This window comes from Bradyrhizobium sp. UFLA05-112 (assembly GCF_053572325.1).
In genome coordinates, this window is sequence record NZ_JBANBK010000009.1 from 13,187 (window position 1) to 26,727 (window position 13,541).

Genomic DNA, 13,541 nt, shown 5'->3' on the forward strand with positions numbered 1-13,541 from the left:
ATCAGAAGATCACTTCTCAGCTTTCGTAGATTTAATTAGCCTTCGACAATCCAGAATCGATAGATCACATCCAAGGATCATCATATCCAAGAAGACTTGGCCGGGCGTGAAGGCGCTGTACGGACAAACAAGAATAACAGGCAAGCACAGCTACTTTTCGTCCCAGGAGAAACATGCGCGGCATCATCCATGTCGTGGATGACGACGTGTCATTCCGAACAGCTATCCGACGACTATTGGAAAAGACCGGCTACCGCGTCGTCACTTATGCATCGGCTCAGCAGTTGCTGGACCAGCCGCCAGACCTGGATGCCGGTGGCTGCATTCTTCTGGATGTCCGGATGCCTGACTTGAGCGGCCCTGAGCTTCAAAGCCGTTTGACCGAGCTCGGCTCGACGCTGCCCATTGTGTTTCTGACCGGCTACCCGGACATCAGCCTCACGGTGAAAGCGATCAAGGCGGGAGCGGACAACTTCCTCACCAAGCCAGTCGGTTCCACGGAGCTACTGAGTGCAATCGAAGCGGCGATGACGCGCCACGCGACAGAACGCGCGCGAAAAGGCGAATTGGATGTGCTTCGGGCCCGACTGTCGACGCTGAGCCCGCGCCAGCGGCAGGTCTTCGAGATCATTGTACAGGGCAAGACAAACAAGCATGCCGCGCGCGAGCTTGGCTGCGCGGAGCGAACGATCAAGGCGCATCGCCAAGCGATCATGGAGAAACTGAACGTTCAATCGGTGGCTCTACTGGTCACGATTGCCCAGCGGCTCGGCATCTCCGGTCCGGCGGAAGAAGGATCAGGGGTGAGCGAGTAGGTCAGCGTGACGGGCGGCGCATGACGCCGCCCGCGCGCGGCGCACGTAGCTGTCAGCTCAGCACGCCATACTTCCTGAACCAGGCCTGCGTCTGGGCCCAGGCATCCTCAGCCGCGTCCTTGCGATAGCTGGGGCGGTAGTCCGCGTGGAAGCCGTGCGGGGCATCCTTGTAGATCTTGAATTCGGCCGTCTTCTTGTTCTGCGCGAGGGCGGCCTTCATCTGCTCCACCTGCGCGACCGAAATGCCGGTGTCGGCTTCGCCATAAAGGCCGAGCACAGGCGCCTTCATCTCGGGTGCGAGCTGAAGCGGGCTCTTTGGCCACACCGGATTGGCGGGATCGACGATCGAGCCGTAGAAGGCGACGGCGGCCTTCAGCGCATCGCTATGGGCGGCATATTCCCAGACGTAGCGCCCGCCGCGGCAGAATCCGACCATGCCGAGCCTGTTGGTGTCCCCGCCTTGCGACGCGGCCCAGGCGACCGTGGCATCGAGATCGGCGAAAAGCTCGGCATCCGGCTTGGCGTTGACGACGGGCAGGAGCTCCTTGGTGTCGGTGATCTTGGTCAGGTCCGGCCCCTTGTTGGGGTAATAATTGGGCGCGATCGCCAATGCGCCGAGCTTGGCGAGGCGCCGCGTCACGTCCTTGATGTATTCGTGCAGGCCGAAGACCTCCATCGCCACGAGGACCACCGGCGGGCGGCTGACGCCGGCCGGACGCGCATAGTAGCCGGGCATTTCGCCCTCGCCGACCTTGATCACGGCATCGCCAGCCTGAAGGCCGGTCGTGTCGGTGGCGATGACGTCGGCGCGGACGGGTCCCGCGGCGAGCGTGTAACCCGCGGCGACCGCGGCGGTCGCGCTCATGAAGGCGCGGCGCGAGACCGGCGCGACCCTGGTCAACCCAACTACGTCGGCAGTCATGGTGGTTTCGGCAGTCATTCGGATTGTCCCTTCGTCTGATCTTCGAGCGCGACGAATTCCATCGGCAATTTGCGATCGAAACGCAAGTCACCAGCCCGAGAGGACTCGCGGGCGCGTAGCTGGCCTCCGCTGATTGCGGGTGCGGCGTCGCCGTCCTACACTCGATTCGTGGGCCGGGTCGCGCAACGATGATCTGCCAAAGTCCACTCGGAGGATGCTGGATGGACGTGATCCGCAGTCGCGCGTTCGAATTCGTCGAGAAGGTCGGGACGCTTCTCGACGCAGCCAGCGTTCTCGACGCGATGGGGCGTGTGCTTGACCAGCACGGCTTCGAGTATTTCTGTTGCGCCTACATTGCCCCGCTGTCGACGGAGCCTGCGCGCGAGGCCATTCTTGCCGAACGGTTGCCGGCCGGCTTCCTGGATATGTATTCGGAGGGGCGGTACGTGTGGAACGATCCGGCGCTGCGCCATTGCAAGGCGACCGTGCGGCCGTTCCGCTGGTTCAGGGAGGCGCCCTATGATCCGGAGCGGGAGCCGCGCGCCGCCGAGCTGGTACGGCGCGTCCGCGACTTCGGAATGGTGGACGGCTTCATGATCCCGGTCGCCTCGCCCACCGGCCGCATGGGGCAGGTCTATTTCGGCGGCGCCGCGATCGAACTGCCGGAACGCGAACTGCCCGCGCTCCACCTCATGGCGCTTTACGCCTTCGACCGGGCGCTGCGGCTGCGCGGCCGGCCTGACGTTCCGCAGCTTGCACTGTCACTGCGCGAGCGCGAGGTGCTGACACACGCTGCGCTTGGCCGATCCACCGACGAGATCGCCGATGCCCTGAGCATCACCGGACGTACGGTGAAGGCCCACATCAAGAGCTGCTGCGAAAAGCTCGGCGCAGTGACCCGCACGCAGGCCGTGATGATCGCGATGCGCGACCGCATCATCTCGCCGTAATCGCCCCAGTCAACGACAGGCTGACGCAGCACGCCGTTTTGTGGCACAACGGCTATCCCCGCCGACCCGACAAACGAGGCCAAGCATGCCCGCACCCAAGCCGCCTGCCTTCGAAACCCTGAGCCTGCATGCGGGCCAGCATCCGGATCCGGCGACCGGCGCTCGCGCGGTGCCGATCTATCAGACCACGTCCTACGTGTTCCAGGATACGGATCATGCGGCGGCGCTGTTCAATCTGGAGCGCGCCGGACACATCTACACGCGCATCTCGAATCCGACCACGAGCGTGCTGGAGGAGCGGCTTGCGGCGCTGGACGGCGGGGTCGGCGCGATCTGCACCGCCAGCGGCCAGGCGGCGATGCATCTGGCCATCGCCACACTTCTCAATGCCGGCGACCACATCGTGGCTTCGAGTTCGCTCTATGGCGGCACAATCAACCTGCTCGCACACACGCTGCCGCGCTTCGGCATCACCACGACATTCGTGAAGCCGCGCGACCACGATGCGTTCCGTGCCGCGATCAGGCCGAACACCAAGCTCGTGATCGGCGAGACCATCGGCAATCCGGGGCTGGAGGTGCTTGATATCCCGAAGGTCGCCGATATCGCGCATGATGCGAAAATTCCGCTCCTGATCGACAACACCTTTGCCACGCCCTATCTCAGCCGTCCCATCGAGCTTGGCGCCGACATCGTGATGCATTCGGCGACCAAGTGGATCGGCGGCCATGGCATCGCGATCGGCGGCGCCGTCATCGATGGCGGCCGCTTCGACTGGCGCGGATCGGGCAAGTTCGCCGTGCTCACCGAGCCCTATGCCGGCTATCACGGCATGGTCTTCGACGAGCAGTTCGGCACGGCCGCCTTCATCATGCGTGCGCGCACGGAAGGCCTGCGCGATTTCGGCGCCTGCATGTCGCCGACCAACGCATTCCAGCTCCTGCAGGGCGTCGAGACACTGCCCGTTCGCATGGACCGCCACATGGAGAACACGCACGCCGTGCTGGACGCACTGAAGTCCAGCAAGGCCGTCGACTGGGTGCTGCATCCCTCACTGGAGACCCACCCGGACTATCACCTCGCCAAGCAACTACTGCCGCGCGGCGCCGGCTCGATCGTTTCCTTCGGCATCAGGGGTGGCCGCGCAGCGGGACGCAAGTTCATCGAGGCGCTGCGCATGATCAGCCACCTCGCCAATGTCGGCGATGCCAAGACGCTGGTGATCCATCCCGCGAGCACCACGCATCAGCAGATGGATGCCGAGCAGCTCAAGGCGGCCGGCATCGGGGAAGAGCTGGTGCGGCTGTCGGTCGGCATCGAGACGGCCTCCGACATCATCGACGATCTCGCCCAAGCGCTACGCATCTCGCAAAAGGTCTGAAAGCCATGAAGCTCTCCGTCAACGGCGCCGAGGTGTTTGTCGCAACCGGCGGCCGCGAATTCGACAAGTCGCTGCCGACCGTGCTGTTCATCCACGGCGCGGGTTTTGATCACTCGACCTGGGCCTTGCATACGCGGTGGTTCGCCCATCACGGCTATTCCGTGCTGGCCCCCGACCTGCCCGGCCACGGCCGCTCCGCAGGCCCTTCGCTCAACAGCATTGCCGAGATGGCCGACTGGACCGCCGCCCTGCTCGGCGCGGCCGGCGTTGCGAAGGCGCATCTGATCGGCCATTCGATGGGATCCCTGATCGCAGTGGAGACCGCGGCGCGCCACGCCGACAAGGTCTCGGCGCTGAGCCTGATCGGCACGGCCGCAACCATGACGGTCGGGCCTGACCTGTTGAAGGCGGCAGAGGGCAACGACCAGGACGCCATCGACATGGTTTCGATCTGGGGCCTCGGCTTCAAGGCCGAGCTCGGCGGCAGCCTCGCACCGGGCCTGTGGATGCATGGCGGCGCGCAGGCCGTGTTGAAACACTGCGAGCCGGGCGTGCTGTTCAAGGATTTGTCCGCCTGCAATTCCTACACGAATGCGCTCGCCGCTGCCGCGACCGTGAAGGTGCCGGCGACGGTCATCCTCGGCGAACGGGACATGATGACGCCAGCGAAAGCCGGCAAGGCGCTGGCCGCCGCAATGGCGCATGCGAAGACCGTCGTGGTGCCGGGCGCGGGCCACATGATCATGGCCGAGCGCCCCGACGAGCTGCTGGCGGCGTTGAAGGGCTAAAGAGGATCAATCTGCCATTCTGCGCGTTGCGGTCAGGAAGCCCTCGTCAATGCCGAAGGGAACTTGACCCATGCCAAGACAAGAAATCATTCGCAAAGCCAGGCAGGACAAACGCGAAGGCAAATCGCCAAGCACGCAGGCCGGCGAATTCGTGAAGGACGAGATCGACAAGATCCGCAAGGGCAAGCATGGCGCGCGTTCGACGCGCCAGGCCATCGCCATCGGTCTTTCGGAGGCGCGACGCGCCGGCGTCGACCTGCCGCCGCCCCGCAAGGGACGTACAAAGAAGGCGACGCGCCGCAGCGCCAAATATGCCTATGAGGCCGGCCAGGGCAAACGGCATCCGAAGCGCCGGCCACGCGTTTCACGCGCCGTGGAGAATGTGCTGAAGAAGGAGCCGCGCTCGACCGCTTCACACCGCTCGCTCTCGAAGCAGGCCAAGCGCGCCGCGAGCCGACGCAGTGCAGCGTCACGTTCGGCAGCCGCGCGCAAGGCGAGCCGCACCAAGGGCGCGAAGGCTCGCTCCGCCGCCGCAAAGAAGGCGGCACGCACAAGGGCGCGCCACCGGAGCTGAGGGACGCGGACGTTCGGGTTCAGGAACCCGAATTCCACTTCCAGACGATATCGGTGACGTTGACCGGTTTCGGGATCAGACCGAGCTTTGCGAAGCGGTCGGCGACCGCCTGTTGGCTCCTGATCACCTCCGCATCTAGCGGCACGACACGATAATTCGAGCGGCCGACGAAGCGCCTGACCGCCTCGATGTCCACGCCGGTAGCCTCGGTCTGCGCTTTCGCAACTTCCTCGTGGTGGCTTTCGGCCCAAGCCCCCTCGGCCGCAAACGTCGCATTGAGCTTTCCGACCAGCGACGGATATTTTTCGACGAAGTCGGAGCCAGCGATGTAGAAGGCGTTCGGCTTGCCGATGTCCTTGTCGAGCGCAATCACGCGCGCGTTCTCCTTCAGCTCGGCAAGCGCGAAATACGGGTCCCAGATCGACCAGGCATCGACCGCGCCCTTGACGAACGCCACTGTCGCATCGGCCGGCGCGAGCGGCGCCGGCGTGATGTCGCTCCAGGTGAGGCCGGCTTTCTCGAGTGACGCAACCAGAAGATTATGCGCACTCGATCCCTTGCCGAAGGCGACGCGCTTCCCCTTGAGGTCGGAGAGCGAATGGATCGGCGAATCCTTCGGCACGATGATCGCCTGCGAAGTGCCGTCAGACGTCACCGCGGCGACATAGCGGATCTTGGCGCCGCCGGCCTGCGCGAAGATCGGCGGGGTGTCGCCGACAAAGCCGAAATCGACGCTGCCGACATTGATGGCTTCCAGCAGAGGCGGACCGAACTGGAAGTCGACCCATTTGATCTCGATGCCCAGCGGCTTGAAGGTATCCTCGATCGTGTGACGCTGGCGGATCGCCGGAAAGAAGCCGCCCTTCTGCGTGCCGATGCGGATTTCGGTCGGCTTGTCTTCGGCGCGCGCGGGAGCCGCCAGCGCAGTCGCGAGGACCAACGCAGCAGTCAGGACGTATCGTCGTGTGATCATGGCAGATGATTCCTGGTCGTCGCCGCTTCAGACGAAGAGCGATTGATTGATAAGATGGCGCCGCTCGGTGAATACGGCGCGTGCGGCGCGCTCGGCATCGCGGGCCGAACGGAACTGGCGGCCTTCGAGGCTGTCGAACAGCCGCTCGGAGGAGAAGAAGCGAAAGCCGCGCTCATCGCGCGCGATGATGCCGGCGGTGCGGTCGTGGACTTCAATGATGTAGGCTTGGGTCATGGCTGCTCGTTCGCCGAGGACGTCGGCGTTCCTGTCCTTGAAATTTTGTGAAGAGGGCGTGCTGAAGCGACGGTCAGCAGCAACAACAGGGGCCGGTCGCCGCAGAGAAACAGCGATGCGTCATGCCCTTGCGCATGTCGCCTTGAACTCGCTGGTCAGTCGTTCTCATTATGGGCTTTCGGCTCATGGAGCAGTTTCGATGCTCGGAATATCGGGCGATTGACCCGATCGGTCAATGAAATGGCTATCCATATTTCGCGCGGCGGCGTGCGGCCGCTTCTCTGCGCATCAGCACCAGCAAACGGAATCATCTCGCCGCGGCGTCACCTCGTCCCGCTTGCGGGGAGAGGTCGGAATTCAAGCGCAGCTTGAACTCCGGGTGACGGGAGCTTCCACGAGTAGGAAAGGAATCACCACATCGTCGCGGCCGCGCGCGCGGGCCAGGCGCGGTCGTACTCTTCGCCGCCGACCTTGTTCTCGCTCATTTCGGCGAGGATCTGACCGGGCGTCGGCAAGGACTTGGGATCGACCCGCTTGTCGGGATTCCAGAGATCGGAGCGGACGATGGCGCGGGCGCACTGAAAATAGAGCTCGTCGATGGTCATCACCATGACGCTGCGCGGCGCCTTGCCATCGACCTTGAAGGAGGCCAGCAGATCGGGATCGACCGAGATGTGGGCCCGCCCATTGACGCGGATCGCGTTGCCGGAGCCGGGGATCAGGAACATCAGCGAGACGCGCGAATCGCGGACGATGTTGCGCAGGGAATCGATGCGGTTGTTGCCGCGGCGGTCCGGCAGCATCAGCGTCTTCGGGTCATGAATGCGCACGAAGCCGGGCAGATCGCCGCGCGGCGAGCAATCGATGCCCTCGGGGCCAATGGTGGCCAGCGCGGCAAAGGGCGATGTCTCGATGAAGACGCGATAGAGCGGGGTGACGTGATCGGCGACCTTCACGGTCGAGGCGTCGTTGGTGGCGCCATAAATGGCTTCGAGCTCTTCGACCGTCGTAATCACCGTCATTCCACCTGCTCCTTTGCTATTCGCGCCAGCATTCGTTGCGGATCACGCGGACAAGCTGCCGGCCATGATAATCAGCGCTGCCGGCGTTGACGATCGTGACGTCGGCATGCGCCGCAGCGTCATCGACGTTGCGGCTGAGTCGCTCCGTAATGTTGCCGTCGCTGCGTCGCGCCCGCGCGGCGAGACGCTGGGCAAGGACGTCCGGCGGCGCCGTGATCGCGACCACCACGACGTTGGCATAGGCCTGGCGCAGCGCGTCGATCACCGTGCGCGAGACATTGACGACGACCGTGCGGCCTGCGCGGATATCGTCGTTGATATCGACCGGCAGGGCGTATGAGAGGCCATGTGCCTCCCAATGCGCAGCGAAATCCCCGTGGTCCAGCCCGCGGCGAAATTCGTCCGGAGTCGCGGACACATTGTCCTCGGCAGCAGACGCCTCCCGCGTCACGATCCGGCGCGGAAAGACCACATCGTGAGCTTCAGTGAGGGCGGCTTTGGCAAGACCAAGCAGCGTATCCTTGCCGGCACCGCTCGGACCAACGACCAAAACCAGGCGTCCAGGGCCGATCGCGGTCTCCTGTGGTGCAATCGACAGGCTCTCGCTCATGCGACGCGCCCTCCTTCCCGCCAGACGCTGCGAACGACGGGAACGCTGCCTGCAACGTGGACGCGGATCAAGTCGGCGCGCTTGCCGACCGCGATCTCGCCGCGATCGGTGAGCCCGACGGCCTCCGCCGGTGCCTTCGTCACCGTGCGGATTGCGGCCGGGAGGCTGATCGCCGGCACATGCTGCGGCAGTTGCAGCGCGGCCATCAAGAGGCTCGACGGAATGTAGTCAGATGACAGGATGTCCAGGAGCCCCTCGCGCGCGAGATCGATGGCGGCGATGTTGCCCGAATGCGAGCCGCCGCGCACCACATTTGGCGCGCCCATCAAAATGTCGATGCCGGCTGCGTGCAGGCCGCGCGCAGCTTCCACCGTGGTCGGAAACTCCGCGACAGCGACCCCGTCGCGGATCGCATCGGTGACGTTCTCCTCGGTGGTGTCGTCGTGGCTCGCCAGCGGAATTTTGTGTTCCTGCGCAAGCGCCACGATCTCTCGCATGTTCGTCGCGGCATAGGTCTGCTGGTAGGTGAAGCGTCTGGCAAAGAGCTCGTCGAGCTGGGCGTCGGTCATGCCACCACCCTTGCCGCGGTAGTAGTCGCGCAGCTTGACCTCGTCGCGAAACTGGCGCTGGCCGGGCGTGTGGTCCATCAGCGACATCAACCGCACGTCGGGACGACCGATCAGCTCCTTGGCCTCCTCGACGACGCTCGGCATCGGAATCTCGCAGCGCAGATGCAGGAAGTGATCGGCGCGCAGGAGATTGCTCTGGCGCGCCGCGGAGATCGCAGCGGCGAGCGTGCCGGCACGGCCGTCGACCTCCTCCGCGCCGTCCTCGCGCCAGACCCGCAGCGAATCGAGTACCGTGGTGATGCCTGACGTCGCAAGCTGCCCGTCATAGGAGATGACGGCGGCGACGGGATCCCAGAACACCTTTGGCCTTGGCACGTAGTGCGCTTCGAGATGATCGGTATGCAGCTCGATCAGGCCCGGCGCAATCAGGTCGCCGCCGGCGTCCTCGGCGCCCGCGGGCGCCCCGCTCTCGCCGATCTCGGCAATGCGCCCGTTCGCAAGAGCGATCCAGCCCTGCTCGATCACGCCATCAGCCAGCACGATCCTGGCGTTGGCGATCACGGTTTCATTCGGCTTCGCGTTCATTTCCAAATCCTTCAGGCCGCGGCGGCAAAACTGGTGACGTCGACGATACGGTCGGCGATCAGATGGCGTATCTCGTCGTCATGGACGATCGCGACCATGGCTGTGCCCCTGCGCTTCTTCCCTGCGATCAGCTCGACGACAACGGCGCGGTTGGCGGCATCGAGCGAGGCGGTCGGCTCGTCGAGCAGCAGGATCGGCAGCTCCGGAATGAAGCCACGCGCGATGTTGACGCGCTGCTGCTCGCCGCCGGAGAAGGTGGCGGGCGGAAGCTGCCAGAGTCGCTCGGGGATGTTGAGGCGATGCAAAAGAGCGCCCGCGCGCTGTCGTGCCTCGGGTCGCGCCACGCCGCTCGCGATCAGCGGCTCGGCGACGACATCGATGGTCGCGACTCGCGGCACCGCGCGGAGGAACTGGCTAACGTAGCCGATCGTGTCACGCCTGACGTTGAGGATCTGACGCGGCTCGGCGCTGGCAAGATCGATCAGGTTACCTCGATGGCGGATGCCGATGCGGCCGCCGTCGCAGCGATAATTGCCGAAGATCATTTTCAGGATCGACGACTTGCCCGCGCCCGACGGACCGGAGAGCACGACGCATTCGCCGGGATTGACGTGGAACGTCACGCCTCGCACGACAGGGAGCTCGACGCCACCCTGAAGGTGCATCGTAAATGTCTTTTGCGCGTTGGCGACGTCGATCATGGCGGTCATCGGGCGGCTCATGGCGGCAGAATCGAGGAGACGAGAAGTTGAGTATAGGGCTCGCGCGGGTCGTCGAGCACCAGGTCGGTCAGGCCAGTCTCGATGACCCGTCCGCCCTTCATTACCATCACGCGATGCGACAGCAGCCGTGCCACCGCGAGATCGTGGGTGACGATGATGACGGCGAGATGCAATTCGGCAACCAGGTTGCGCAAGAGGTCGAGCAGGCGGGCCTGCACGGAGACATCGAGGCCGCCGGTCGGCTCGTCCATGAAGACGAGGCGCGGCTCGGTGACGAGGTTACGGGCGATCTGGAGGCGCTGGCGCATGCCGCCGGAATAGGTGCGCGGTGCATCGTCGATCCGTGCGACGTCGATCTCGACGCGCTCCAGCCAGCTCGAGGCGGTGTCGCGGATGCGGCCGTAGTGATTCCATCCTACGGCCATCAGTCGTTCGCCGACATTGGCGCCGGCGGAGACCGCCATGCGCAGGCCCTGCGCGGGATCCTGGTGCACAAAGCCCCAATCGGTGCGGAACAGGAAACGCCGCTCGGCCTCGCCCAGCGTTGCAAGATCGCGTGTCACGCCATCGCGCATCCGGTAGGCGACGCGCCCACCGCTCGCGGACAGCTGGCCCGACAGGAGCTGGAGCAGCGTCGACTTGCCGGAGCCGGATTCGCCGACGATCGCCAGCACCTCGCCGGGATAGAGCGCGAAGGAGACGTCGCGACAGGCCGCGATTTTGCCGTAGGATTTGCTCAAGGCTTCCGCGACCAGCAGCGGCTGATCGTTCTCAGGCACAGGCTCAGCCATTTGATTCCCCCTGCGCCTTCTCCTTGTACGGCGCGGCGCTCAGGCTGCCGTGATGGCCGGCTGCCTGACGTTCCTCGCAGAAATCGGTGTCGGAGCACACGAACATGCGGCCGCCCTTGTCGTCGGTGACGATCTCGTCGAGATACGAATTCTCGGCGCCGCACAGCGCGCAGGGCGCGTTGAAGCGATAGGGCTCGAACGGATGATCCTCGAAATCGAGCGACACCACCTGGGTGTAAGGCGGGATCGCATAGATGCGCTTTTCGCGACCGGCGCCAAAGAGCTGCAGCGCCGGGCAATTGTCCATCTTGGGATTGTCGAATTTCGGCGTCGGTGACGGGTCCATCACGTAGCGCGCGTTCACCTTCACCGGATAGGCGTAGGCGGTCGCGATATGTCCGAACCGCGCGATGTCCTCATAGAGCTTGACGTGCATCAGGCCGTATTCGGCGAGCGCATGCATGCGGCGCGTCTCGGTCTCGCGTGGCTCGAGGAAGCGCAGGGGTTCGGGGATCGGCACCTGATAGACGAGCACCTGGTTCGGCCCGAGCGCCGTCTCCGGGATGCGGTGACGAGTCTGGATCACGGTTGCCACTTCCGTCGCGGTCGTCGTGGCGACGCCGGCGGTCTTGGCGAAGAATTTCCGGATCGAGATCGCGTTGGTGGTGTCGTCGGAGCCCTGATCGATCACCTTCAGCACGTCATCCGGTCCGAGAATCGCGGCCGTGACCTGCACGCCGCCGGTGCCCCAGCCATAGGGCATCGGCATTTCGCGGCTGGCGAACGGGACCTGATAGCCGGGTATCGCAATGGCCTTCAGAATCGCGCGGCGGATCATCCGCTTGGTCTGCTCGTCGAGATAGGCGAAGTTGTAGGCAGGCGCGTTCATTCCGCAGCCTCCTTCATCGCCTCGACGTCATTGGCCTCGGCAAATTCCTGCCGCAGCTTGCGCAGCAAGCCGAGCTCGGACTGGAAGTCGACATAATGAGGCAGCTTTAGATGCTCGACGAAGCCAGTCGCCTGGACGTTGTCGGAATGCGACATCACGAATTCCTCGTCCTGCGCGGGCGCAAGCACCTCCTCGCCGAGATCGCGTGCGCGAAGCGCGCGATCGACCAGCGCCATCGACATGGTCTTGCGCTCGCTCTGGCCGAAGGCGAGGCCATAGCCGCGGGTGAAGCACGGCGCTTCCGTGGCCGAGCCCTTGAATTGGTTGACCATCTGGCATTCGGTGAGCTCGATGGCGCCGAGCGGCACGGCAAAACCGACGTCCTCGGCGAAGAAATCGACCTCGACCTCGCCAAAGCGAATCTCGCCGGCGAAGGGATGGTTACGGCCGTAGCCGCGCTGCGTCGAGTAGCCCATCGCCAGCAGAAAACCTTCGTCGCCACGCGCGAGATTCTGCAGGCGCAGGTCGCGGTCGGCCGGAAAATTCAGCGGCTCGCGCGTGAGATCCCCGACGCTCGCGCCGTCTTCAGCTTGCGGCGAGGCCTCGATCAGCCCGTCGCGGCCCAGGATGTCCGTCACGCGCGGCGTGGCCGCGGTCGACGCCTCTGCCGTCGCCGGCGCCTCGGGCACAAATCCCTCGGCGAGCGTCGGATCGAGCAGGCGGTGCGTGTAGTCGAAGGTCGGCCCGAGAATCTGGCCGCCCGGAATATCCTTGAAGGTCGAAGACACCCGCCGCTGCACCCGCATGGCACCGGTATCGACCGGCTCGCTTGCGCCAAGGCGCGGCAGGGTGGCACGAAAGGCGCGGACCAAAAAGATTGCCTCGATCAGATCGCCGCGCGCCTGCTTGATGGCGAGCGCCGCAAGCTCGCGGTCATAGAGCGAGCCTTCGCTCATGACGCGATCGACGGCAAGACCGAGCTGCTCGGAAATCTGGTCGAGCGAAATTTCGGGTACGCTCTGGTCGCCACGCCGCGCATGCGCGAGCAGGCGATGGGCGTTCTCGATGGCACGTTCGCCACCTTTGACTGCGACATACATGCTACTGGCTCCCCTTGTTCGCGACACACGTGGTACGGGGGATCGCAACCACGGCGTCGTCGGCGACCAACACCACGTCGATGCCACGCGGAAACGGCGCCTCGTTGATGCGTAGGCGCACGAAGAGGTCGGCCGGCCTGATTGCTACGTGAAGCGTCGTCACGCCGTCGATACCCGGGCCACGAAGCTCGAAGGCGCCCCCTGCGTCGAGGCTCTCCACTTGCAGGATCACCGTGGTCGAGCGATCCGGATATTCGTTACTTCCGAGCGCAAATCGCTCGAGTGAAGGAAGCATGGCACCGTCGGCGATCAGCGCAAAGCTCGCGACCGAAGCATCCTGGATCACCGGCGCGCCGGTATGGAATTTCAGCCATTTTGGGACGTCGGAGTTCTCCGACATTCGCGCATCGAGCCAGAGCGGCGTATCGTGGTCGAACAATGTGAGCGCGATCGCCGCGGTCCCGCGCATCATGGGACCGGGCGTGCCTGCGACCGGCACGATGCGCTGGACCGAGCCCGGCCGCGCCATCGCGTCCATGACCGAACGAAAGGTCGATTGCGCCGACAACACCTTGTCGGCGAAACCCGGCGGCAGCTCCGCAATCGTGGTCATGGC

General features: G+C 64.7%; 16 protein-coding genes. 5 read left to right on the forward strand and 11 right to left on the reverse strand.

The genetic code is table 11. The annotated features are described in order from the left end of the window. Nucleotides 1-173 precede the first annotated feature (173 nt). On the forward strand, nt 174-815 hold the full coding sequence (locus SO180_RS07360) for a response regulator transcription factor (RefSeq protein ID WP_449378150.1): 642 nt from the start codon (nt 174-176) through the stop codon (nt 813-815). Nucleotides 816-867: 52 nt separating this feature from the next. On the opposite strand, the gene SO180_RS07365 is transcribed toward SO180_RS07360, so the two are convergent. Beyond that, a complete protein-coding gene (locus SO180_RS07365) occupies nt 868-1,755 on the reverse strand; it encodes a dienelactone hydrolase family protein (RefSeq protein ID WP_449378151.1) in 888 nt (295 codons plus the stop codon). Between the two features lie 203 nt (nt 1,756-1,958). On the opposite strand from SO180_RS07365, the gene SO180_RS07370 reads away from it, so the two are divergent. The 4 genes from SO180_RS07370 to SO180_RS07385 all read left to right on the forward strand — a co-directional run bounded on the left by SO180_RS07370 (nt 1,959) and on the right by SO180_RS07385 (nt 5,430). Further along, nucleotides 1,959-2,687 (forward strand): helix-turn-helix transcriptional regulator, encoded by a 729-nt coding sequence (locus SO180_RS07370; RefSeq protein WP_449378152.1) that lies wholly within the window; start codon nt 1,959-1,961, stop codon nt 2,685-2,687. A gap of 85 nt (nt 2,688-2,772) precedes the next feature. After that, nucleotides 2,773-4,068, forward strand: a complete 1,296-nt coding sequence (locus SO180_RS07375; RefSeq protein ID WP_449378153.1) for an O-acetylhomoserine aminocarboxypropyltransferase — start codon at nt 2,773-2,775, stop codon at nt 4,066-4,068. Between the two features lie 5 nt (nt 4,069-4,073). After that, nucleotides 4,074-4,856, forward strand: a complete 783-nt coding sequence (locus SO180_RS07380) for an alpha/beta fold hydrolase (RefSeq protein WP_449378154.1) — start codon at nt 4,074-4,076, stop codon at nt 4,854-4,856. A gap of 70 nt (nt 4,857-4,926) precedes the next feature. Continuing rightward, nucleotides 4,927-5,430 carry a DUF6496 domain-containing protein gene (locus SO180_RS07385; RefSeq protein ID WP_449378155.1) on the forward strand — a complete coding sequence of 168 codons (504 nt, stop codon included), beginning with the start codon at nt 4,927-4,929 and terminating at the stop codon, nt 5,428-5,430. 19 nt (nt 5,431-5,449) lie between these two features. Here SO180_RS07385 and SO180_RS07390 read toward each other — a convergent pair whose 3' ends face one another. The 10 genes from SO180_RS07390 to phnH form a co-directional block, all read right to left on the reverse strand. After that, nucleotides 5,450-6,403, reverse strand: a complete 954-nt coding sequence (locus SO180_RS07390; RefSeq protein ID WP_449378156.1) for an aliphatic sulfonate ABC transporter substrate-binding protein — start codon at nt 6,401-6,403, stop codon at nt 5,450-5,452. A gap of 27 nt (nt 6,404-6,430) precedes the next feature. Further along, nucleotides 6,431-6,637, reverse strand: coding sequence for a hypothetical protein (locus tag SO180_RS07395; RefSeq protein ID WP_449378157.1), 207 nt, complete (start codon nt 6,635-6,637; stop codon nt 6,431-6,433). A 410-nt stretch (nt 6,638-7,047) separates the two neighbouring features. Continuing rightward, nucleotides 7,048-7,659, reverse strand: coding sequence for a pyridoxamine 5'-phosphate oxidase family protein (locus SO180_RS07400; RefSeq protein WP_449378158.1), 612 nt, complete (start codon nt 7,657-7,659; stop codon nt 7,048-7,050). A 16-nt stretch (nt 7,660-7,675) separates the two neighbouring features. After that, entirely contained in the window at nt 7,676-8,269 is a 594-nt protein-coding gene (gene phnN / locus SO180_RS07405) for a phosphonate metabolism protein/1,5-bisphosphokinase (PRPP-forming) PhnN (RefSeq protein ID WP_449378159.1), read from the reverse strand. Then, nucleotides 8,266-9,423, reverse strand: coding sequence for an alpha-D-ribose 1-methylphosphonate 5-triphosphate diphosphatase (locus SO180_RS07410; protein WP_449378160.1), 1,158 nt, complete (start codon nt 9,421-9,423; stop codon nt 8,266-8,268). Before SO180_RS07410 ends, phnN begins: the two co-directional genes overlap by 4 nt. An 11-nt stretch (nt 9,424-9,434) precedes the next feature. After that, the gene (gene phnL, locus SO180_RS07415; protein WP_449378161.1) at nt 9,435-10,133 is read right to left on the reverse strand and encodes a phosphonate C-P lyase system protein PhnL; all 699 of its coding nucleotides are present in this window, start codon (nt 10,131-10,133) and stop codon (nt 9,435-9,437) included. A gap of 8 nt (nt 10,134-10,141) precedes the next feature. Continuing rightward, nucleotides 10,142-10,936 carry a phosphonate C-P lyase system protein PhnK gene (phnK, locus tag SO180_RS07420; RefSeq protein WP_449378162.1) on the reverse strand — a complete coding sequence of 265 codons (795 nt, stop codon included), beginning with the start codon at nt 10,934-10,936 and terminating at the stop codon, nt 10,142-10,144. Further along, entirely contained in the window at nt 10,929-11,825 is an 897-nt protein-coding gene (locus SO180_RS07425; RefSeq protein WP_449378163.1) for an alpha-D-ribose 1-methylphosphonate 5-phosphate C-P-lyase PhnJ, read from the reverse strand. Before SO180_RS07425 ends, phnK begins: the two co-directional genes overlap by 8 nt. Beyond that, nucleotides 11,822-12,925: a carbon-phosphorus lyase complex subunit gene (locus SO180_RS07430; protein ID WP_449378164.1), complete on the reverse strand. Its 1,104-nt coding sequence runs from the start codon at nt 12,923-12,925 to the stop codon at nt 11,822-11,824. Before SO180_RS07430 ends, SO180_RS07425 begins: the two co-directional genes overlap by 4 nt. A gap of 1 nt (nt 12,926) precedes the next feature. Continuing rightward, nucleotides 12,927-13,538, reverse strand: a complete 612-nt coding sequence (gene phnH, locus SO180_RS07435; protein ID WP_449378165.1) for a phosphonate C-P lyase system protein PhnH — start codon at nt 13,536-13,538, stop codon at nt 12,927-12,929. Nucleotides 13,539-13,541 lie beyond the last annotated feature (3 nt).

Coding starts and splice junctions, on each gene's coding strand:
- SO180_RS07370 (WP_449378152.1), top strand. CDS start 1,959: ATGGACGTGATCCGCAGTCGCGCGTTCGAATTCGTCGAGAAGGTCGGG.
- phnN (WP_449378159.1), bottom strand. CDS start 8,269: ATGAGCGAGAGCCTGTCGATTGCACCACAGGAGACCGCGATCGGCCCT.
- SO180_RS07375 (WP_449378153.1), top strand. CDS start 2,773: ATGCCCGCACCCAAGCCGCCTGCCTTCGAAACCCTGAGCCTGCATGCG.
- phnK (WP_449378162.1), bottom strand. CDS start 10,936: ATGGCTGAGCCTGTGCCTGAGAACGATCAGCCGCTGCTGGTCGCGGAA.
- SO180_RS07410 (WP_449378160.1), bottom strand. CDS start 9,423: ATGAACGCGAAGCCGAATGAAACCGTGATCGCCAACGCCAGGATCGTG.
- SO180_RS07385 (WP_449378155.1), top strand. CDS start 4,927: ATGCCAAGACAAGAAATCATTCGCAAAGCCAGGCAGGACAAACGCGAA.
- SO180_RS07400 (WP_449378158.1), bottom strand. CDS start 7,659: ATGACGGTGATTACGACGGTCGAAGAGCTCGAAGCCATTTATGGCGCC.
- phnH (WP_449378165.1), bottom strand. CDS start 13,538: ATGACCACGATTGCGGAGCTGCCGCCGGGTTTCGCCGACAAGGTGTTG.
- SO180_RS07380 (WP_449378154.1), top strand. CDS start 4,074: ATGAAGCTCTCCGTCAACGGCGCCGAGGTGTTTGTCGCAACCGGCGGC.
- SO180_RS07360 (WP_449378150.1), top strand. CDS start 174: ATGCGCGGCATCATCCATGTCGTGGATGACGACGTGTCATTCCGAACA.
- SO180_RS07425 (WP_449378163.1), bottom strand. CDS start 11,825: ATGAACGCGCCTGCCTACAACTTCGCCTATCTCGACGAGCAGACCAAG.
- SO180_RS07395 (WP_449378157.1), bottom strand. CDS start 6,637: ATGACCCAAGCCTACATCATTGAAGTCCACGACCGCACCGCCGGCATC.
- phnL (WP_449378161.1), bottom strand. CDS start 10,133: ATGACCGCCATGATCGACGTCGCCAACGCGCAAAAGACATTTACGATG.
- SO180_RS07365 (WP_449378151.1), bottom strand. CDS start 1,755: ATGACTGCCGAAACCACCATGACTGCCGACGTAGTTGGGTTGACCAGG.
- SO180_RS07390 (WP_449378156.1), bottom strand. CDS start 6,403: ATGATCACACGACGATACGTCCTGACTGCTGCGTTGGTCCTCGCGACT.
- SO180_RS07430 (WP_449378164.1), bottom strand. CDS start 12,925: ATGTATGTCGCAGTCAAAGGTGGCGAACGTGCCATCGAGAACGCCCAT.